Below are 18,765 nucleotides of genomic sequence, written 5' to 3'. Positions count from 1 at the left end.
TCTGAACGGCTAGAGGCACCGTGCCCGAAGCGGGACTTCGGCATGCCCGCAGGTAGAGTAGTCGCCGCGATGATCACCGCCCAACACCTGGAGGTTCGGGCCGGGGCGCGACTGCTGATGGGCGACGTCAGCTTCCGGGTGGGGGCGGGTGACCGCGTCGGCCTGGTCGGGCGCAACGGTGCCGGCAAGACCACCCTCACCCGCATCCTCGCTGGTGAGGGACTGCCTGCTGCCGGAACGGTGCAGACGAGCGGGTCCGTCGGCTACCTGCCGCAGGACCCTCGCTCGGGCGATCCGGAGCAGCTGGCCCGCGAGCGCATCCTGTCGGCGCGCGGCCTCGACGACGTCGTACGCCGGCTCCGCGAGGCGGAGACGCAGATGGCCAGCGACGACCCCGACGTGCGGGAGCGGGCGATGCGCCGCTATGCGCGTGCCGACGCCGACCTGCACGCGGGTGGCGGCTACGCCGCGGACTCCGAGGCGGCCCGGATCGCGGCCTCCCTGGGCATCGAGGACCGGGTGCTGCACCAGCCGCTGCGCACCCTGTCCGGCGGTCAGCGACGCCGGGTCGAGCTGGCCAGGATCCTGTTCTCCGGGGCCGAGACGCTGCTGCTCGACGAGCCCACCAACCACCTCGACGCCGACTCCATCGTCTGGCTGCGCGAGTCCTCAAGGCCCACAAGGGCGGGCTGGTGGTGATCAGCCACGACACCGGGCTGCTCCACGAGACCGTCAACCGGGTGTTCCACCTCGACGCCAACCGGGCCGAGGTCGACGTCTACAACATGGGCTGGACGGCCTACCTCGCCCAGCGCGAGGCCGACGAGCGACGCCGCAAGCGGGAGCGCAGCAATGCCGAGCGCAAGGCCTCCGCACTCCTCGAGCAGGCCGGCAAGATGCGCGCCAAGGCGACCAAGGCGTCGGCCGCGCAGTCGATGATGAAGCGCGCCGAGCGGCTGCTCGAGGGCGTGGAGGCGGAGCGGCAGGCCGACCGGGTGGCCCGGATCGCGTTCCCCGCTCCGGCCCCGTGCGGCAAGACCCGCTGACGGCCGCGGAGCTCTCCAAGAGCTATGGGTCGCTCGAGGTCTTCACCGACGTCGACCTGGCCGTGGACCGTGGGTCCCGGGTCGTGGTCCTTGGCCTGAACGGTGCCGGCAAGACCACCCTGCTGCGGATCCTCGGCGGCCTCGATCGCCCCGACACGGGCGAGGTCTCGCCCGGACACGGCCTCAAGCTGGGCTACTACGCCCAGGAGCACGAGACCCTCGACACCTCGCGCACGGTCCTGCAGAACCTGCACGCCAACGCCCCGCAGCTCACCGACACCGAGGCGCGTTCGGTGCTCGGGTCCTTCCTGTTCTCCGGCGACGACGCCGACAAGCCGGCCGGCGTGCTGTCCGGCGGGGAGAAGACCCGGCTCGCCCTGGCCATCCTGGTCGTCTCGTCGGCCAACGTCCTGCTCCTCGACGAGCCCACCAACAACCTCGACCCCGCCTCCCGCGAGGAGGTGCTCGGCGCGATCCGGGCGTATGCCGGCGCGATCGTCCTGGTCACCCACGACGAGGGTGCGGTGCACGCCCTCCAGCCCGACCGGGTGCTGATCCTGCCCGACGGCGTCGAGGACCTCTGGACCGAGGACTACGCCGAGCTGGTGGCGCTGGCCTAGCTCGCCCGGCGCCTCCGTCCCCGACACTAGGGTGGGTCCATGACCCGCCCGTGCAGGATCGGCGTGCAGCTCCCCCAGGTCGAACGGTTCGTCCCGTGGCCGGACTACCTCGACCTGGCGCGTCAGGTCGAGGAGGCGGGCTTCGACTCGATCTGGGTGGGCGACCACCTGGTCTACGACCTTCCCGACGGCGCGACCCGCGGGCCCTACGAGGCGTGGACCACGCTGGCGGCCATCGCGGCCGTGACGGAGCGGGTGGAGCTGGGACCGCTGGTGGCCTCGACGAGCTTCCACGCGCCCGCGATGCTGGCGAAGCAGGCGGCCACGGTCGACGCGATCTCCAGGGCAGGCTCGTCGTCGGGCTGGGAGCGGGTGGAACCGTCGCGAGTACGACGCGTTCGGCTTCCCCTACGACCGACGCGTGTCGCGCTTCGAGGAGGCGCTGGGGATCATCGTCCCGTTGCTGCGGGAGGGGCGGACGTCGTACCACGGGAGGTTCTACGACGTGGACGACTGCGTGCTGGATCCGGCTCCGTTCCGGGAGGGTGGGCCGCCGATCATGCTGGGCTCGACGGGACCTCGGATGCTGCGGATCGGCCTGCCGGTCGTGGACTCCTGGAACGTGTGGTGGAGCGACTACGACAACTCCGTCGACGGCTTCGCCGCCACCAAGGCGAGCGTCGACGCCGTGATGCCCGAGGGGCGCCGGGTGGAGGCGACCGCGGCCGTGTTGGTGACGCTTCCCGGCGGCCGGGGGCGGCTGATGGGGGAGTCCTACGACGCCGAGGTCCAGCAGGTCACCCCCGACTCGCTGGTCGACCACGTCCGGGGCCTGGCCGCCGTCGGTGCCAGCCACCTCCAGCTGGTGCTGGACCCGATCACGGCGGAGTCCGTCGCGCTGGTCGGCGCAGCGCTGGTCGACCTCGACCGATGAGTCGCGGGGGCCGGGCCATGGACGGGAACAATCCCGCCACCGCGGGAGTTGCAGGCGGGGTGGCGGGCGTCGGACGGCGCGCGGTCCGGGAGGAGTCGGCTTGTCGGGAATGACCGGGATGGGACCGGCGTGGCGGCACCTGCGGTCCGACCGCAGCGCCGCGACGACCAGGCTCGACCGAGGCACCCTGCGGCGGGTGATCCGGTTCGCGCAGCCGCACCGGCGGCTGATCTCGGTGTTCCTGGCCCTGACGGTCGTCGACGCGGGTCTGGTCGTCGTCACGCCTCTGTTGGTGCAGCGCATCGTCGACGACGGCATCCTGAAGGGCGACACCCGGCTGGTCACGCTGCTGGCCCTGGCGATGGCCGCTACCGCCGTGCTGAGCGCCATCCTGACGGTGGTGACCGGCTACCTCTCCTCGCGGATCGGCGAGGGGCTGATCTTCGACCTGCGCACCCAGGTGTTCGGGCACGTGCAGCGGCAGTCGCTGGCGTTCTTCACCCGCACCCAGACCGGAGCGCTGGTCTCGCGGCTCAACAACGACGTCATCGGCGCCCAGCGCGCCTTCACCTCGACGCTGTCCAGCACGGTCTCCAACGCCATCTCCGTCGGCGTGGTCGGGGTCACCATGCTGGCGCTGAGCTGGCAGGTCACGTTGCTCTGCCTGGCCCTCTTCCCCGTCGCGTTCGGGATGTCGCGGTGGGTGAGCAACCGGCTGGCGGGCCTCACCCGGGAGCAGATGGACGGCAACGCCGACATGGGCAACGTGATGACCGAGCGGTTCAACGTCGGTGGCGCGATGCTCCTCAAGCTGTTCGGTCGGCGTGAGGAGGAGGACGACCTGTTCGCCGAGAAGGCCGGACGGGTCCGCGACCTGGGCGTGCGGATCTCGCTGATCACCCGGCTCTTCGTGGCCACCATGATGGCGGTGCCGGCGTTGGCGACGGCACTGGTCTACGGCGTCGGCGGGCGCCTCGCGATCAGCGGCGCCCTCACGGTCGGCACCCTGCTCGCGTTGGCCACGCTGCTGCTGCGGCTGCTCGGCCCGCTGCAGGGCCTCTCCAACGTGCGGATCGACGTGATGACGGCGTTGGTGAGCTTCGAGCGGGTCTTCGAGGTGCTCGACCTGCCGTCGATGATCCAGGAGCGTCCGGAGGCTGCCGAGCTGTCGTCCGACAGCGCCCGGCTGGAGTTCGACCACGTCGGCTTCGCCTACCCCCGCGCCGACGAGATCTCGCTGGCCTCCCTCGAGGTCGTCGCCCGCACCGACTCCCGTGACACCGGTCCCGTGCTCACCGACATCTCGTTCACCGCCGAGCCCGGTCAGATGGTGGCGCTGGTCGGGCCCTCAAGGGGCGGGCAAGACCACGATGACCCACCTGGTCGCCCGGCTCTACGACGTCCGCGAGGGCGCCGTCCTGGTGGGCGGCAAGGACGTGCGTGAGGTGACGCTCCAGTCGCTGGAGGACACCGTCGGCTACGTCACCCAGGACGCCCACCTGTTCCACGACACCATCCGAGCCAACCTGCTCTACGCCCGCCCCGGCGCCTCCGACGAGGAGATCTGGACGGCGCTGGAGGCCGGCCAGATCGCGACCCTCATCCGGTCGCTCCCCGACGGGCTGGACACGGTCGTGGGCGACCGCGGCTACCGCCTCTCCGGCGGCGAGCGGCAGCGCCTGGCCATCGCCCGGCTGCTGCTCAAGGCGCCGTCGGTGGTGGTCCTCGACGAGGCGACCGCCCACCTCGACAGCGAGTCCGAGGCGGCCGTGCAGCGGAGCCCTCGACGCCGCGCTGGCCGGGCGCACGTCCCTGGTCATCGCCCACCGGCTCTCGACGGTGCGAGGAGCCGACCTGATCCTCGTGCTCGACGGCGGCCGGATCGTCGAGCGCGGCACGCTACGCCGAGCTGCTCGCGGCCGGCGGGCTGTACGCCGACCTCTATCGCACCCAGTTCGCGGAGGAGCACCGCGGACAGCCGGCGGCAGGGCAGCTCAGCGGTCCCGCGACGGAGGAGCGAGCGGCTCCGCCTGAGGCGCTCGCGGGCGGTGGGCCGCCGGGCGTCGGGGTGACGCCGGCGCCACCACTCGTCGTAGGCGAGGTAGACGTAGCCGGCCACGGCCAGCAGGGCGAAGAACCACCATTGCAGGCCGTAGAAGAAGTGGCCCGTTGCCGAGGTCGGGAGCTCGGCGCCGAGCAGCGGCGTGTCGGGCGCCGGGTCCTCGGCCTTGAGGTCCAGGAACCCGCCGAGGACCGGTCGGTCCAGGGCGTCGCCGATCGCCTCGCTGGAGATCGCGCGGGTGCTGTGGTCGGTGACCCGGGTCGAGTCACCCTCGGCGTCGGCGCGCACCCAGCCGGTCACCGTGACCTGGCCGGCCGGTGGCGCGGGGACCTCCGGCGTGGCGGTGGCCACGTTGTCGCTCAGCAGCCAGCCACGGTCGACCAGGACCGCCGTACCGTCGGACAGGACGAGGGGGACCACCACGTCGACGCCGGACTCGCCCTTGCGGGTGCGGTAGCGGACGATGACCGTGTCGTCGGTGTCGTACTCGCCGACGGCGGTGACCAGGCGCCACTCATCCGCGGGGGACACGGCTCGGCCGGGTGCGAGCACGTCGGTCACGGGCACCGGTGCGGCGTCCTCGTTGCGCAGCGTGGTGGCGTTGCGCTCCTTGCGGTCCTCGAGGCGGCGGAACTGCCAGTCGCCCAGCTGCCAGGCCAGCGTGGAGAGCACGACGACCGCCAGGGCGAGCAGGATCCACCGGCGGGTGAGCAGGAACGCCAGGGATCGCACGGCGTCGAGGCTAGCCCGGTGGGGGCGACCGCCTAGACTCGGCCGGGTGACGATGCGTGAGCTCGCTGACCGCTACGGCCGGATCGCGACCGACCTCCGGGTGTCCCTGACCGACCGGTGCAACCTGCGTTGCTCCTACTGCATGCCTGCGGAGGGCCTCGACTGGCTGCCCGACGAGACGGTGCTCACCGACGACGAGGTGGTCCGGCTCATCGACATCGGCGTCCGGCTGCTCGGCATCCGCGAGGTGCGGTTCACCGGTGGGGAGCCCCTGGTGCGCCGTGGCCTGGTCGACATCGTGGCGCGCACCCGCGAGGTGGGTCCCGACCTGGAGATCTCGCTGACGACGAACGCTCTGGGCCTGGCCCGCACGGCCGACGCGCTCAAGGTCGCCGGCCTCGACCGCGTCAACGTGAGCCTCGACAGCATCAGGCCCGAGACGTTCGCCGAGATCACCCGCCGCGACCGGGTACACGACGTGCTGGCCGGGCTGGCCGCGGCGCGCGAGGCCGGTCTGGGGCCGGTGAAGGTCAACGCGGTGCTGTTGCGGGGCCTCAACGACGACCAGGGCCCCGAGCTGCTGCGCTGGGCGATCTCCGAGGGATATGACCTCCGTTTCATCGAGCAGATGCCGCTCGACGCCCAGCACCACTGGCGTCGCACCGAGATGATCGTCGCCGAGGAGATCCTCGGCGCGCTCCAGCGGGAGTTCACCCTCGAGCCGGCCCGCGAGCCGCGCGGCAGCGCCCCCGCGGAGCTGTTCCTCGTCGACGGCGGCCCGGCCACGGTCGGGGTGATCGCCTCGGTGACCCGCCCCTTCTGCGGTGACTGCGACCGGGTGCGGCTGACCGCCGACGGTCAGGTGCGCAACTGCCTGTTCGCCCGCGAGGAGTCCGACCTGCGCACGCCGCTGCGCGAGGGGGCCAGCGACGAGGAGATCGCGGACCGCTGGGTGGTCGCGATGCTCGGCAAGCGCCCCGGCCACGGCATCGACGACCCGACGTTCCTGCAGCCCGACCGGCCGATGTCGGCGATCGGCGGCTGACCGGCCAGCTGCCGGCGGTCCATCACCAGCACGAAGAAAGGTGCCGGACAGCCACGGGGGGAGCCGTCCGGCACCTCTTGCGAACCCAGACGGGGGAGACCGGGCTCACACAGTTGATTGTTGCACGACCTCGCGGTCAGGACAATCGGTCCTGGTCCGGCGCGCCCGGGAGCTGACGGCCCACCGGGTTCGGACCCAGCAGCTCGTGGGCCTCCGAGCGCCGGTCGACGGCGTTGGCGGCCACCACGGCGAGCTGGGGGATGACCACGGCACCCGCGACCAGCACCCAGCGCAGCCAGCCCGGGCCGATGACGACGGCGCCGATCACGCACAGGGTGCGCACGCCCATGGACAGCAGGTAGCGACGCTGGCGGGCGGCCGTGTCGGCAGCCGCACTCCGGGCGGCCGTGGTGATCCGCACAGCGTCGTCACCGCGGCGGGAGGGCATGTCGGCCATCGTACGTCGCTAGCATCAAGGCCCACCCTCGACCACAGCGCCCGGGAGACCCGATGTCCAACCGCACCTACCGCGTCACCGAGATCGTCGGCACCAGCCCCGACGGCGTCGACCAGGCCATCCGCAACGGCCTGGACCGCGCCGGCAAGACGCTGCGCCACCTCGACTGGTTCGAGGTCACCCAGATCCGCGGCCAGGTCAAGGACGGCGAGGTCGAGCACTTCCAGGTCGGCATCAAGGTCGGCTTCCGTCTCGAAGACGAGTGAGTCGCTTTCGCCTACCGCCCGGTAGTCGATAGCGTCGAGCCTCGTGAGCGACGAGAACAGCGGGACGGAGCAGGGCAGGTCGGTGCTGGTCACCGGCGGCAACCGCGGTATCGGCCGTGCCATCGCCGAGGCGTTCCTCGCCCAGGGCGACCGGGTGGCCGTGACCACCCGCAACGGCGGTGCGCCCGAGGGCGCGCTCGACGTGCGCTGCGACATGACCGACCAGGACTCGATCGACGCGGCGTTCGCCGCCGTCGAGGAGGCCCACGGTCCCGTCGAGGTGCTGGTCGCCAACGCCGGCATCACCAAGGACACCCTGCTGCTGCGGATGTCCGACGACGACTGGCAGTCGGTGGTCGACACCAACCTCACCGGGGCCTTCCGGGTGGCCCGGCGAGCGGCCAAGGGGATGCTCCGGCTGCGCCGCGGACGGATCGTGTTCATCTCCTCGGTGGTCGGCCTGCTCGGCTCGGCCGGCCAGGTCAACTACGCCGCCTCGAAGGCCGGGCTGGTCGGCATGGCCAGGTCGATGGCCCGTGAGCTCGGTTCCCGGTCGATCACCGCCAACGTCGTGGCCCCGGGCTTCGTGGAGACCGACATGACGGGGGTCCTCACCGACGACCAGAAGGCCACCATCAAGCAGCAGGTGCCGCTGGGCCGCTACGCCAGCCCCGACGAGATCGCCGGTGCGGTCACCTGGCTCGCCTCGCCCGGCGCGGCCTATGTCACCGGAGCCGTCATCCCGGTCGACGGCGGCCTCGGCATGGGTCACTGACCCCGAACCTCGGTACGACGACCACCCAGCACACGAAACGGAGCGCACGGATGGGCATCCTCGACGGCAAGCGGATCCTGGTGGCGGGCGTCACCATGGACTCCTCGATCGGCTTCGCGACCGCGCGGGTCGCCCAGGAGCAGGGCGCCACGGTGCTCATCTCCAACTTCGGGCGCGCGCTCAACATCACCAAGCGGATCGCCAAGCGGCTGCCCGAGGAGCCGCCGGTGCTCGAGCTCGACGTCACCGACCCCGAGCACCTCGAGCGGCTGCCCGACCTGGTGCGCGAGCACGTCGACGGGCTCGACGGCGTCGTCCACTCCATCGCCTACGGCAACCCCGAGACGCTGCTCGGCGGGAAGTTCCTCGACGGCCCCTGGGAGGACGTCGCGCAGGCGGTGCAGGTGTCGGCTTACTCGCTGACGTCGCTCGCCGTGGCCTGCCGGCCGTTGCTCTCCCGCGGCAGCTCGGTCGTGGGCCTCACCTTCGACGCGACGGTCGCGTGGCCGGCGTACGACTGGATGGGGGTGGCGAAGGCCGGGCTCGAGTCGTGCGCGCGCTATCTGGCCCGAGACCTCGGGCCCGACGGGATCCGGGTCAACCTGGTGTCGGCGGGGCCGCTGAAGACGTTGGCCGCCAAGGCGATCCCGGGCTTCGAGGAGCTGGAGACGATGTGGTCGACCCGGTCCCCGCTGGGTTGGGACGAGAGCGACCAGACGCCGACGGCCCAGGCCGTGGTGGCGCTGCTCTCCGACTTCTTCCCGGCGACGACCGGCGAGATCGTGCACGTGGACGGCGGGTTCCACGCCATGGGCGCCTGACCGGAATGACCCGTTCGGGGCGCTGACACCGGTCTCCCGGGGATGAGACAGTGAGCCCCGTGACCGAGCCCTCGCCACGTCGACTGGTGCTGATGCGCCATGCGCGCGCCGGCTATGCCGACACCACGGACTTCGACCGTCCGCTGGCCGAGTCGGGGACCGCGGACGCCCGCGAGACCGGCCGGTGGCTGGCGGACCTCGGCATCACCCCGCAGGCCGCCCTGGTGTCGGCGGCGGTGCGCGCCGCGCACACCTTCGTGGCGGTCGCCGCGGGGGCAGGCTGGGGCCTGGAGCCGCGGCTCGACCGGGGGCTCTACCTCGCCGACGAGCAGACCGCGCTCGACCTGGTGCGGCTGGCCGAGCCGGGGGTCGCGTCTCTGGTGGTGGTGGGCCACAACCCCACCATCGCCACGCTGGCGCACCTGCTCGACGACGGGGAGGGCGACCCGATGGCCCTGGTGGCGATGGCCGGTGGCTTCTCGCCCTCGTCGGTGGCGGTCTTCGACGTGGGTGTCGGCTGGGCCGAGCTCGACTACGGCGGCGCCCGGCTGACGGCGTACCGCAGCGGGCCGCGCTGAGCGGAGGGACCGACGTCGGACCGTGCGTCAGACGGGGGGAGCGGGCGTGGTGTAGCCCGCCGCCGCGTCGGCCGCCTCGATCTCCTCGCGCGTGATGCCGAGCAGATAGAGGATCGTGTCGAGGTAGGGCACGTTGACGGCGGTGTCGGCGGCGTCCTGCACCACCGGCTTGGCGTTGTAGGCGATGCCGAGACCGGCGGCGTTGAGCATGTCGAGATCGTTGGCGCCGTCGCCGATGGCGACCACCGCCTCGGGTCCCACTCCCACCTTCGTGGCGAACTCACGCAGGGCCGCGGCCTTGCCGGCCCGGTCGACCACCTCGCCGACGATGCGACCGGTGAGCCGGCCGTCGACGATCTCGAGCTCGTTGGCGCGGGAGTAGTGGATGCCCAGGTCGGTGGCCAGGCGCTCGGTGATCTGGCTGAAGCCGCCGGACACCAGCGCGAACCGGTAGCCCAGCCGCCGCAGCGTGCGGACCAGCGTGCGGGCGCCCGGGGTGAGCACGATGGCGTCGTAGACCCGGTCCAGCGCGTCGGCGTCGAGCCCCTCCAGGGCCGCGACCCGCTGGTGCAGGGACTCCTCGAAGTCGACCTCGCCACGCATCGCCCGCGAGGTGACCTCGGCGACCTCCTGCTCCCGGCCCGCCTCGGCCGCGAGCATCTCGATCACCTCACCCTGGATCAGGGTCGAGTCGACGTCCATCACGATCAGCCGCAGCCCGCGGCGCAGCAGTCCGGCCGGCTGGACGGCGATGTCGACGCCCTGGCGTGCGGCCTCGGCGGCCAGCAGCTCGCGGAGGCGCTCGGGCTCGGCCCCCGAGACGTGCAGGTCGATCGCGGTGACCGGGTAGCGAGCCATCCGCTCGATCCGGTCGATGTTGGCCCCGCTGTCCGCGATCCGGCCCGCCACCGCCGAGAACGCCGACGCCTTGAGCGGGGCACCGATCACGGTGACGTGCGCCCGGCCCGCCCGGCGGGACCGGTTGTCGCCGGTGCCGCGCTCGATCTCGACGTGCATGCCGAGTGCCTCGGCGGTGGACGACACCGCGTCGCGCAGCCGCTTCCACTCGCGGGGAGCGGTGACCAGGACGCCGAGGATCAGCCGGCCGCGGAGCACGATCTGCTCGATGTCGAGCACCTGGACCCCGGCGCGGGCGAGGGTGTCGAAGACGGCCGAGGTCACGCCGGGCCGGTCCTGACCGGAGAGGGTGAGCAACAGCGTGCTGGTGTCGGCGGGGGGTCCGGCGGCGTTCATCCCCACCGAGGCTATCCCGGCCGGCCTCCGCGGCGTGACGCCGCCCGCAGGACGGTCGCCGGCGCGCCCGTCGCGGTCGCAAGGTAAAGAAATCCGCGTTCGGCCACGGGCGCGCGGCCGCCGAACGATGCTGGTGACATGGCTCCTCAGCAGGCACGTGTAGTGCTCGTCGCGATCGCTGGCATGCTCGCCTTCGCGGCGCTGTTCGCGTCGCCCCTCTCGGCCAACGCCGAGGGCAACGGCTTCGGCGTCGGCGTCGTCGCCAAGCGCTGACAGCGCGTCGCCCCGCGCCCCCCTCGGGACCCGCCCGGGGCTCGATAGGGTGACTCCATGCCGCCCGTCCTCGAGTTCGCCGACGTCACCGTCCGGCGGGGCGAGGCGACCTTGCTCGACGCCGTCACCTGGACCGTCGAGGAGGACGAACGCTGGGTGGTGCTCGGCCCCAACGGCGCCGGCAAGACCACGCTGCTGCAGGTCGCGGCGGCACAGCTGCACCCCTCCGCGGGTCTGGCCGCGGTCCTCGACGAGGTGCTCGGCACGGTCGACGTCTTCGACCTCCGGCCGCGCATCGGCGTCACCAGCGCGGCGCTCGCCGACCGGCTGCCGCGCCAGGAGAAGGTCCGCGACGTCGTCGTGTCGGCGTCGTACGCCGTCGTCGGGCGCTGGACCGAGGAGTACCACCAGCTCGACCACGACCGGGCGCAGGAGCTGCTCGTGGAGCTGGGCGTGGCCGGCCTCGCGGACCGCACGTTCGGCACGCTCAGCGAAGGGGAGCGCAAGCGGGTCCAGATCGCTCGGGCGCTGATGACCGACCCCGAGCTGCTGCTGCTCGACGAGCCCGCGGCCGGCCTCGACCTGGGTGGCCGCGAGGACCTCGTCTCGACGCTGTCCCGGCTCGCTCTCGACCCCGATGCGCCCGCCACCGTCCTGGTCTCCCACCACGTCGAGGAGATCCCGCCGGGGTTCAGTCATGCGTTGCTGCTCCGTGAGGGGAGGGTGGTGGCCGCCGGGCTCCTCGACCACGTGCTCACGGCCGAGAACCTCTCGGCGACCTTCGGCATGCCGCTGCTCCTCACCCGGGCCGACGGGCGGTGGGCGGCCCGTCGGGAGGTGCGGCACCGTGCCGGCGCCGGGGCCGCCCCCGCGGGCTAGGCTGGCGGCATGGACTGGCTGCGCGACCACACGTGGGAGGCATGGCTGGGCGCGTCGATCCTGCTCGGGGTCGCCGAGATCATCGGCTTCGACCTGATCCTGCTGATGCTCGCGCTCGGGGCGCTGGCCGGCATGGTCGCTGCCCTGGTGGGCCTGCCCGTGGTGGCGCAGGTGCTGGTCGCCTCCGGTGCGTCGGTCGCCGCCCTGGCGCTGGTCCGCCCGTCGATCGTGCGCCGGCTGCACGGGGGTCCCGACCTCAAGGTGGGCCACGTCAAGCTGGTCGGTCAGCAGGGGCTGGTCACCGAGACCGTCAGCTCGATGGCACCCGGCCGGATCAAGCTGTCCGGTGAGGTGTGGAGCGCGGTGCCCTACGACGAGCGGCTGACCATCGAGCCCGGCTCGACCGTCGAGGTGCTGGAGATCCGCGGCGCCACGGCCTACGTCCACCCGGTCGCCGCGCTCGAGCCCTAGAGTCGACCCGAAGCCGCTCACCCCCGGCCCCTGGAAGGAGCCTCTGTCATGCCGCAGCTCGCCGGCCTGATCATCCTCGCTCTGATCGTCCTGTTCGTGATCGTGCTGCTCGGCCGCACCGTGCGCATCGTCCCGCAGGCGCGCGCAGGGATCGTCGAGCGGTTCGGGAAGTACAAGCAGACGCTGCCCGCCGGCCTCAACATCGTGGTGCCGTTCATCGACCGGGTGCGCTACCTCATCGACCTGCGTGAGCAGGTCGTCAGCTTCCCGCCGCAGCCGGTGATCACCGAGGACAACCTGGTGGTCTCGATCGACACGGTCATCTACTTCCAGGTGACCGACCCCGTGGCGGCGACCTACGAGATCGCCAACTACATCCAGGCCGTGGAGCAGCTGACCATGACCACGCTCCGCAACATCGTGGGTGGCATGGACCTCGAGCAGACGCTGACCAGCCGCGAGGAGATCAACAGCGGGCTGCGTGGCGTCCTCGACGAGGCGACCGGCAAGTGGGGCATCCGCGTCAACCGGGTGGAGATCAAGGGCATCGACCCGCCGCCGTCCATCAAGGACGCGATGGAGAAGCAGATGCGCGCCGACCGCGACAAGCGGGCGCTGATCCTGTCGGCGGAGGGCCAGCGCCAGTCGGCGATCCTGACCGCGGAGGGCAACAAGCAGTCCTCCATCCTCAACGCCGAAGGTGAGCGTGAGTCGCAGATCCTGCGTGCCCAGGCCGACCGCGAGGCGGCGATCCTGCGCGCCCAGGGTGAGGGACAGGCGATCCAGACGGTGTTCCAGGCCATCCACGACGGGCAGCCCGACCAGTCGCTGCTGGCCTACCAGTACCTCCAGATGCTGCCGCGGATCGCCGAGGGTGACGCCAACAAGGTGTGGATCGTGCCGTCGGAGATCGGCAAGGCGATGGAGGGCCTCGGCTCGACCCTCACCAGGATGCAGGGGATCCCGCAGGAGAGCGGCGGCCCCCGCGTCCGGGTCGACATGGGCCCGAGCGAGCCGCAGCTGCCGCAGGGCACGTCGTCGGACGACGCCGAGCTGAGCAGCACCCACGCCGACGTGGCGGCGGCGATCGCGGAGGCCCAGAGTGCGGCCAACCCCGGCGCCTCTCGTACGCCGGCTCCGGACACTCCGCAGGCGCCGCCGGCACCCGACACGGCCTGGCCGACCGGGGACCCGCTGAGCGGTCCCTTCCCCGACGGTCCCGCCGACTCCTCCGGGCAGCCTCCGCAGCCGCCCGCCGGCTGACCGCCCGCCCTGAGCCCGACCTGCTGACCCGGTGTCCGTCGTCGAGGCGGCCGCGATCCTGCTGGCCGGTGTCGGTGCCGGGACGATCAACACCGTGGTCGGCTCCGGGACCCTGATCACCTTCCCGACGCTGCTCGCGTTCGGCATCCCGCCCGTCACGGCCAACGTCTCCAACAACGTGGGTCTGGTGCCGGGAGCCCTGTCCGGCACCCTCGCGGGCCGACGGGAGCTGGCCGGCCAGCGACGCCTGGTGCGGGCGTTGGCGCCGGCCTCGCTGGTCGGCGGGGCGCTGGGCGCGGTGCTGTTGCTGGTGCTGCCGGCGTCGGCCTTCGCGGCCATCGTGCCGGCCCTGATCGTCCTCGGCGTGGTGCTGGTGGTCGTCCAGCCCCGGCTCTCCGCCTGGGTGGCCCGACGCCACGAGGCGGTGGGAGGGCTGCCGCCCACCGGCGCGTGGTGGGTGGCGCCGTCGGTGCTGCTGGCGGGCGTCTACGGCGGCTACTTCGGGGCCGCCCAGGGCGTGCTGCTAATGGCGGTCCTCGGCAACGGCGTCGCCGACTCGCTCAACCGGCTCAACGCCACCAAGAACCTGCTGTCCACGGTCGTCAACGGGGTGGCCGCCGCGGTCTTCATCCTGCTCGAGCCGATCGACTGGACCGTGGCCGGGCTGATCGCGGCCGGGTCGGTCGTCGGCGGGCAGGTCGGCGCCCGGATCGGGCGCCGCCTGCCTCAACCGGTCCTGCGCGGCGTCATCGTCGTGGTCGGCACCGTCGCCGTCCTGGCGCTGCTCACGACATGAGCCCGGGAGTGGTGCGGGTCAGCCGACCTTCCAGACCCGGGTCTCGCCGGCGAAGTGGTCGTGCCACGCCTGCCGGTTGACGGTGTCGTTGTTGATGCCGACGGCGATCATGATGACGGCGACCAGGCTCGCCAGGCCGCCGATCAGGCCACCCAGGATCGGGATCACCCCGAGGATCCCGAAGCCCATGAAGATGTTGCGGCGGATCGCCTGCTCCATCGTCGGGTTCTGGCCGTCCGGACCCGTCGTCTTGAGCTTCATCAGCATCTTGCCCACGGTCTGGCCCCGGCTCGACTCCATGTAGCCGAAGTAGCCGAGGTAGATCACGGTGGTGAGCACGGCGGAGACCAGGCCCGCGGCGTAGGACGCCCCGGTGCCGTAGCCACCGAACCCGACGCTGGTGCCCATCAGCACGCCGACGATCAGTGCGCTGACGATGATGCCGTTGACGACAGCCAAGAGCACGCCGTCGATCAGCCGGGCGAGGAACCGGTCGAGAAGCTCACCGGGTCGGGGCACGCCCGGGGCCGGGGGAGGCGGCGGAGGCGGTGCCTGTCCGTAGTCGCTGGGTGGTTGTTCGCTCATGCTCGCTCCTTCACAGTGGCCTGCTCGACGTACGCCGAGAGCCATCGGTCCAGCTCGTCGTAGACGCGCGCCCGGGGCTCGGGGCGGGAGAGCACCACATCGTGGATCGCTCCCTCCACCGAGACCACCGTGACGTGCGCTCCGACCTGCGTCGCCCACCGACGCATCTGGTTCACGTCGAGGACGATATCGGTGGTCCACACCTCGTCGTCCATGGCCTTGGGCCTTCCGGTGCGTCCCGAGGTCAGCACCAGCACCGGGCCCGAGAGCGACAGGCCCCGGTGCAGCCGGCCGTGCGCCCTCCGGATGGCCCGCAGCCAGCCGACATAGATCGGCCAGGACTCCAGGGGCTTCCAGTCGAGGTCGTAGTCCCACTCGCCCTCGAAGGACCGGTGCAGCGCGTGGCCGTACCACGGGTTGACGCTGCGTGGGATCTCCCGGCGCGGCTGGTAGCCACCGAGCTGCCGGACCACGTTGCTGCCCAGCCGCAGCCAGAACGGGCCGTGCATGTCGACCCACGGCGAGTTGAGCACGGTGCCGGCCAGCGGGAGGTCGCGGTCGTCGGCCCACAGCGAGCCGATCAGGCCGCCGGTCGAGTGGGCGCTGAGCATCACCCGGTCGTGTCCGTCGCGGGCGGTGATGGCCTCCCAGGCGAGGTCGAGCTCCTCGAAGTAGGCCGAGACGTCCTCGATGTAGCCGGGTGTCTGGTGGTCGCGCAGGGAGCGGCCGTACTTGCGCAGGTCGAGCGCGTAGAAGTCCCAGCCGCGGTCGGCCCACCACTGCGCGAACTCGGTCTGGAAGAAGTAGTCACAGAAGCCGTGGACGTAGAGCACCGCCCCACCGGTCGGCTCGGTGGCCCGCAGCCGGACCAGGTTGGCCTCGACGGCGCCCTCGTCGTCGGGCCGGAGCACGAACGTCTCGACGGTGTACGGCGGCCCCAGGACGTCGGTCTCCTCCACGGGAACGATTGTCGCAGCCACCGGTGAGCGGTCAGCGGGCGCGCTGGGTGGCGGCCGCGACGAGCCCGTGGAACAGGGCCAGCTCGACGCTCTTCTCGGGGTGCCACTGGACCGCGACGCAGAAGCGGTCGCCCGGTGCCTCCATGGCCTCGACGGTCCCGTCGGCGGCCCGGGCCACCGCCGTGAAGCCGGGGTGGTCGCCGACGGACTGGTGGTGGTGGCACGGCACCGAGACCCGGTCGCCCAGCATCGCGGCGACCCGCGAGCCGCCGTCGACGTGGACGACCGTGTCGCCGAAGACCCCGGGGGCGGGGCTGTGGCCGGTGTGCCCGACGAGGTCGGGGGTGTGCTGGTCCAGGGCCCCACCGGCCTCCACCGCCATCAGCTGCATGCCGCGACAGATGCCGAGCACCGGCAGGCCGCACTCGTCGGCCGCGCCCAGCAGTGCGGCCTCCCAGGCGTCGCGGTCCGGGCGCCAGCCGGTGGTCCGCTCGTGGGCCGGCTGGTCGTAGCGGGCGGGGTCGACGTCGGCGCCGCCCGAGACCACCAGCCCGTCGAGACGGGCGACCACGGCTCGGGCGTGGTCGGCGGAGCTCGTCGCCGGAGGCAGCAGGACGGGCACGCCGCCGGCGGCCACCACGGAGTCGGCGTACTCGTGGTGGAGCAGGTCGGCGCGTTGCGACCAGACGCCCCAGGTGGCCTCCTCGCGGTAGGTGGTCAGCCCGATGACCGGCGGCGCGGACGGCGACGAGAACGGGGGAGCGCTCACAGCGGGGTGACGTAGGCGCCGGAGATGCCGCCGTCGACCAGGAAGGTGCTGGCGGTCATGAAGCTGGACTCGTCGGAGGCCAGGAAGAGCACCGCGTTGGCCATCTCGTCGGGCTCCCCGAAGCGGCCCATCGGCACGTGCACCAGCCGTCGGGCAGCCCGCTCGGCGTCCTTGGCGAACAGCTCCTGGAGCAACGGTGTGTTGACCGGCCCGGGGCACAGGGCATTGACCCGGACGCCCTGCCGGGCGAACTGCACGCCGAGCTCGCGGCTCATCGAGAGCACCCCGCCCTTGGAGGCGGAGTAGGAGATCTGCGACGTCGCGGCGCCCATCACCGCCACGAACGAGGCGGTGTTGATGATCGATCCCGACCCCTGCTCGAGCATGTAGGGCAGGGCCGCCTTGCAGCAGAGATAGACCGAGGTCAGGTTGACCTCCTGCACCATCCGCCAGGCCTCCAGGTCGGTGTCGAGGATCGAGTCGTCCTGCGGTGGGGAGATGCCGGCGTTGTTGAAGGCGATGTCGACCGACCCGTAGACGTCCTTGGCTGTCCGGAAGAGGGTGTCGACCTCGTCGGGCGAGGTCACGTCGACGTGACAGTACGTCGTCCGGTCACCGAGCTCCGCCACGATCTCCGCCCCGCGAGCGTCGTCGATGTCACCCAGCACCACGCGGGCGCCCTCCTCGACGAAGCGGCGGACGGTGGCCAGACCGATGCCGGAGCAGGCCCCGGTGATGACGGCGACCTTGCCGTCGAGACGACCAGCCATGGGGTTCCTTTCAGGGTGTGTGCCCGGGTGGGCGGAGCTCAGTGAGCGATGAACACATTCTTTTCCTCGGTGAACGCCTGCGGGGCGTCGGGGCCGAGCTCCCGGCCCAGGCCGGACTGCTTGTAGCCGCCGAACGGCGTCCAGTAGCGCACCGAGGAGTGGCTGTTGACCGAGAGGTTGCCGGCCTCCACGCCACGCGCGACGCGCAGGCCCCGGGCCAGGTCGTCGGTGAAGATCGACCCGGACAGGCCGTAGTCGGAGTCGTTGGCCAGCGCGATCGCCTCCTCCTCGTCGTCGAACGGCATCACCGCGACGACCGGGCCGAAGACCTCCTCCCGCCAGATCCGCTCGTCGGTGCTGCGCGCCTCGACGACCGTGGGTGGGTGCCAGTAGCCCGGGCCGGTCGGGCAGCTGCCGGTGAAGGCGACGATCGCCTCCTGGACGTATCCCTGCACCGAGGCGCGGTGGTCGAGCGAGATCAGCGGTCCCATCTCGCTGTCCTCCTGCTCGGGGTCGACCACCCGGAAGGCCTTCACGGCCTGCTCGAACCTGCCGAGGAACTCGTCGTAGACCCGCCGCTCCACCAGGATCCGCGACCGGGAGCAGCAGTCCTGGCCGGCGTTGTCGAAGACCCCGCCGGGAGCCTGGGCCGCGGCCCGCTGCACGTCGGTGTCGCCGAAGACGATGTTGGCGCTCTTGCCGCCCAGTTCGAGGGTCACCCGCTTCACCTGGTCGGCGCAGCCGGCCATGATCTGCTTGCCGACCTCGGTGGAGCCGGTGAAGGTCACCTTGCGGACCAGCGGATGGGTGACGAAGCGCTGTCCGACGACCGAGCCCTTCCCGGGGAGCACGGTCAGGACGCCCTCGGGGAGGCCGGCCTCGAGAGCCAGCTCGCCGATACGGATCGCCGTCAGCGGGGTCAGCTCGGCGGGCTTCAGCACCACGGTGTTGCCGGCGGCCAGCGCGGGCGAGAACCCCCACGCGGCGATCGGCATCGGGAAGTTCCAGGGGACGATCACCGACACGACGCCGAGGGGCTCGTGGAACGTCACGTCGAGCCCGCCGGGGACCGGGATCTGCCGCCCGAACAACCGCTCGGGGGCGGCGGAGTAGTAGTTCAGGCAGTCGCGGACGTTGCCGGCCTCCCAGCGGGCGTTCCCGATGGTGTGTCCCGAGTTGGAGACCTCCAGCCGGGCCAGCTCCTCGACGTGGGCGTCGACGACCGCGGCGAAGGCGCGCAGCATCCGGGCCCGCTCGCCCGGCGGCACCGCCCGCCAGCTCGCGAAGGCCTCCTGCGCGCGCTCGATCGCGGCGTCGGTGTCGGCGAGCGAGGTGGAGGGAACCTCGGCGATGGGCAGCTCCGTCACCGGGCTGAGCACGGTGTGGCCGGTCCCCGGGGCTTCGGTCATG

Annotated in this window: 19 protein-coding genes and 4 pseudogenes; 15 read left to right on the top strand and 8 right to left on the bottom strand. The window is 72.1% G+C overall.

Annotated features, from left to right (window positions below; genetic code table 11):
* Positions 1-69: 69 nt before the first annotated feature.
* The 5 genes and pseudogenes from R2740_RS08285 to R2740_RS08265 all read left to right on the top strand — a co-directional run.
* Positions 70-1,666 (top strand): annotated as a pseudogene (locus tag R2740_RS08285) (ABC-F family ATP-binding cassette domain-containing protein).
* Between the two features lie 39 nt (positions 1,667-1,705).
* Positions 1,706-1,948, top strand: a pseudogene (locus R2740_RS08280) (LLM class flavin-dependent oxidoreductase); the annotation flags it as partial.
* Positions 1,949-2,027: 79 nt separating this feature from the next.
* Positions 2,028-2,600: pseudogene (locus R2740_RS08275) on the top strand (LLM class flavin-dependent oxidoreductase); the annotation flags it as partial.
* A gap of 109 nt (positions 2,601-2,709) precedes the next feature.
* Positions 2,710-4,044 carry an ABC transporter ATP-binding protein gene (locus R2740_RS08270; RefSeq protein WP_371302206.1) on the top strand — a complete coding sequence of 445 codons (1,335 nt, stop codon included), beginning with the start codon at positions 2,710-2,712 and terminating at the stop codon, positions 4,042-4,044.
* A pseudogene (locus R2740_RS08265) lies at positions 3,971-4,282 on the top strand (ATP-binding cassette domain-containing protein); the annotation flags it as partial. The gene R2740_RS08270 and the pseudogene R2740_RS08265, both read left to right, overlap by 74 nt.
* Before the next feature lie 134 nt (positions 4,283-4,416).
* Here the strand turns inward: R2740_RS08265 and R2740_RS08260 are convergent.
* Positions 4,417-5,394, bottom strand: a complete 978-nt coding sequence (locus R2740_RS08260; protein ID WP_371302205.1) for an SURF1 family protein — start codon at positions 5,392-5,394, stop codon at positions 4,417-4,419.
* Between the two features lie 52 nt (positions 5,395-5,446).
* Here R2740_RS08260 and moaA point away from each other — a divergent pair, with 52 nt between their 5' ends.
* Positions 5,447-6,439 carry a GTP 3',8-cyclase MoaA gene (moaA, locus tag R2740_RS08255; protein ID WP_371302319.1) on the top strand — a complete coding sequence of 331 codons (993 nt, stop codon included), beginning with the start codon at positions 5,447-5,449 and terminating at the stop codon, positions 6,437-6,439.
* Positions 6,440-6,575: 136 nt separating this feature from the next.
* On the opposite strand, the gene R2740_RS08250 is transcribed toward moaA, so the two are convergent.
* The gene (locus R2740_RS08250; RefSeq protein WP_371302204.1) at positions 6,576-6,887 is read right to left on the bottom strand and encodes a DUF3099 domain-containing protein; all 312 of its coding nucleotides are present in this window, start codon (positions 6,885-6,887) and stop codon (positions 6,576-6,578) included.
* A 62-nt stretch (positions 6,888-6,949) separates the two neighbouring features.
* Here R2740_RS08250 and R2740_RS08245 point away from each other — a divergent pair, with 62 nt between their 5' ends.
* From R2740_RS08245 to R2740_RS08230, 4 genes are read left to right on the top strand one after another with little or no spacing between them, the layout of a single operon-like run.
* A complete protein-coding gene (locus R2740_RS08245) occupies positions 6,950-7,162 on the top strand; it encodes a dodecin (RefSeq protein ID WP_371302203.1) in 213 nt (70 codons plus the stop codon).
* 43 nt (positions 7,163-7,205) lie between these two features.
* Entirely contained in the window at positions 7,206-7,937 is a 732-nt protein-coding gene (locus R2740_RS08240; protein WP_371302202.1) for a beta-ketoacyl-ACP reductase, read from the top strand.
* A gap of 50 nt (positions 7,938-7,987) precedes the next feature.
* Positions 7,988-8,758 carry an enoyl-ACP reductase FabI gene (gene fabI / locus R2740_RS08235; RefSeq protein ID WP_371302201.1) on the top strand — a complete coding sequence of 257 codons (771 nt, stop codon included), beginning with the start codon at positions 7,988-7,990 and terminating at the stop codon, positions 8,756-8,758.
* 59 nt (positions 8,759-8,817) lie between these two features.
* On the top strand, positions 8,818-9,336 hold the full coding sequence (locus R2740_RS08230; RefSeq protein ID WP_371302200.1) for a histidine phosphatase family protein: 519 nt from the start codon (positions 8,818-8,820) through the stop codon (positions 9,334-9,336).
* A gap of 27 nt (positions 9,337-9,363) precedes the next feature.
* Here the strand turns inward: R2740_RS08230 and serB are convergent, their stop codons facing one another.
* A complete protein-coding gene (serB, locus tag R2740_RS08225) occupies positions 9,364-10,590 on the bottom strand; it encodes a phosphoserine phosphatase SerB (RefSeq protein WP_371302199.1) in 1,227 nt (408 codons plus the stop codon).
* 138 nt (positions 10,591-10,728) lie between these two features.
* Here serB and R2740_RS08220 point away from each other — a divergent pair, with 138 nt between their 5' ends.
* Genes R2740_RS08220 through R2740_RS08200 form a run of 5 tightly spaced genes read left to right on the top strand, consistent with a single transcriptional unit; the run spans position 10,729 to position 14,272 of the window.
* Positions 10,729-10,863 (top strand): hypothetical protein, encoded by a 135-nt coding sequence (locus tag R2740_RS08220; protein ID WP_371302198.1) that lies wholly within the window; start codon positions 10,729-10,731, stop codon positions 10,861-10,863.
* 57 nt (positions 10,864-10,920) lie between these two features.
* Positions 10,921-11,742 (top strand): ABC transporter ATP-binding protein, encoded by an 822-nt coding sequence (locus R2740_RS08215; protein ID WP_371302197.1) that lies wholly within the window; start codon positions 10,921-10,923, stop codon positions 11,740-11,742.
* Positions 11,743-11,751: 9 nt separating this feature from the next.
* Positions 11,752-12,213, top strand: a complete 462-nt coding sequence (locus R2740_RS08210) for an NfeD family protein (RefSeq protein WP_371302196.1) — start codon at positions 11,752-11,754, stop codon at positions 12,211-12,213.
* Between the two features lie 48 nt (positions 12,214-12,261).
* The gene (locus R2740_RS08205) at positions 12,262-13,476 is read left to right on the top strand and encodes an SPFH domain-containing protein (protein WP_371302195.1); all 1,215 of its coding nucleotides are present in this window, start codon (positions 12,262-12,264) and stop codon (positions 13,474-13,476) included.
* Positions 13,477-13,507: 31 nt separating this feature from the next.
* A complete protein-coding gene (locus R2740_RS08200; protein ID WP_371302194.1) occupies positions 13,508-14,272 on the top strand; it encodes a sulfite exporter TauE/SafE family protein in 765 nt (254 codons plus the stop codon).
* A gap of 18 nt (positions 14,273-14,290) precedes the next feature.
* Here R2740_RS08200 and R2740_RS08195 read toward each other — a convergent pair whose 3' ends face one another.
* From R2740_RS08195 to R2740_RS08175, 5 genes are read right to left on the bottom strand one after another with little or no spacing between them, the layout of a single operon-like run.
* Positions 14,291-14,857, bottom strand: a complete 567-nt coding sequence (locus tag R2740_RS08195; RefSeq protein WP_371302193.1) for an RDD family protein — start codon at positions 14,855-14,857, stop codon at positions 14,291-14,293.
* Positions 14,854-15,816: an alpha/beta hydrolase gene (locus tag R2740_RS08190; RefSeq protein ID WP_371302192.1), complete on the bottom strand. Its 963-nt coding sequence runs from the start codon at positions 15,814-15,816 to the stop codon at positions 14,854-14,856. Before R2740_RS08190 ends, R2740_RS08195 begins: the two co-directional genes overlap by 4 nt.
* 31 nt (positions 15,817-15,847) lie before the next feature.
* A complete protein-coding gene (locus R2740_RS08185) occupies positions 15,848-16,585 on the bottom strand; it encodes a gamma-glutamyl-gamma-aminobutyrate hydrolase family protein (protein ID WP_371302191.1) in 738 nt (245 codons plus the stop codon).
* Entirely contained in the window at positions 16,582-17,355 is a 774-nt protein-coding gene (locus tag R2740_RS08180; protein ID WP_371302190.1) for a 3-oxoacyl-ACP reductase, read from the bottom strand. Before R2740_RS08180 ends, R2740_RS08185 begins: the two co-directional genes overlap by 4 nt.
* A 38-nt stretch (positions 17,356-17,393) precedes the next feature.
* Positions 17,394-18,764 carry an aldehyde dehydrogenase gene (locus tag R2740_RS08175; protein WP_371302189.1) on the bottom strand — a complete coding sequence of 457 codons (1,371 nt, stop codon included), beginning with the start codon at positions 18,762-18,764 and terminating at the stop codon, positions 17,394-17,396.
* Position 18,765 lies beyond the last annotated feature (1 nt).

Origin of the sequence: Nocardioides sp. (assembly GCF_041393715.1) — a bacterium.
Taxonomy (GTDB): domain Bacteria; phylum Actinomycetota; class Actinomycetes; order Propionibacteriales; family Nocardioidaceae; genus Nocardioides.
Note: the sequence above shows the minus strand (reverse complement) of the source record. Positions and strands in the feature narration are given on the sequence as shown.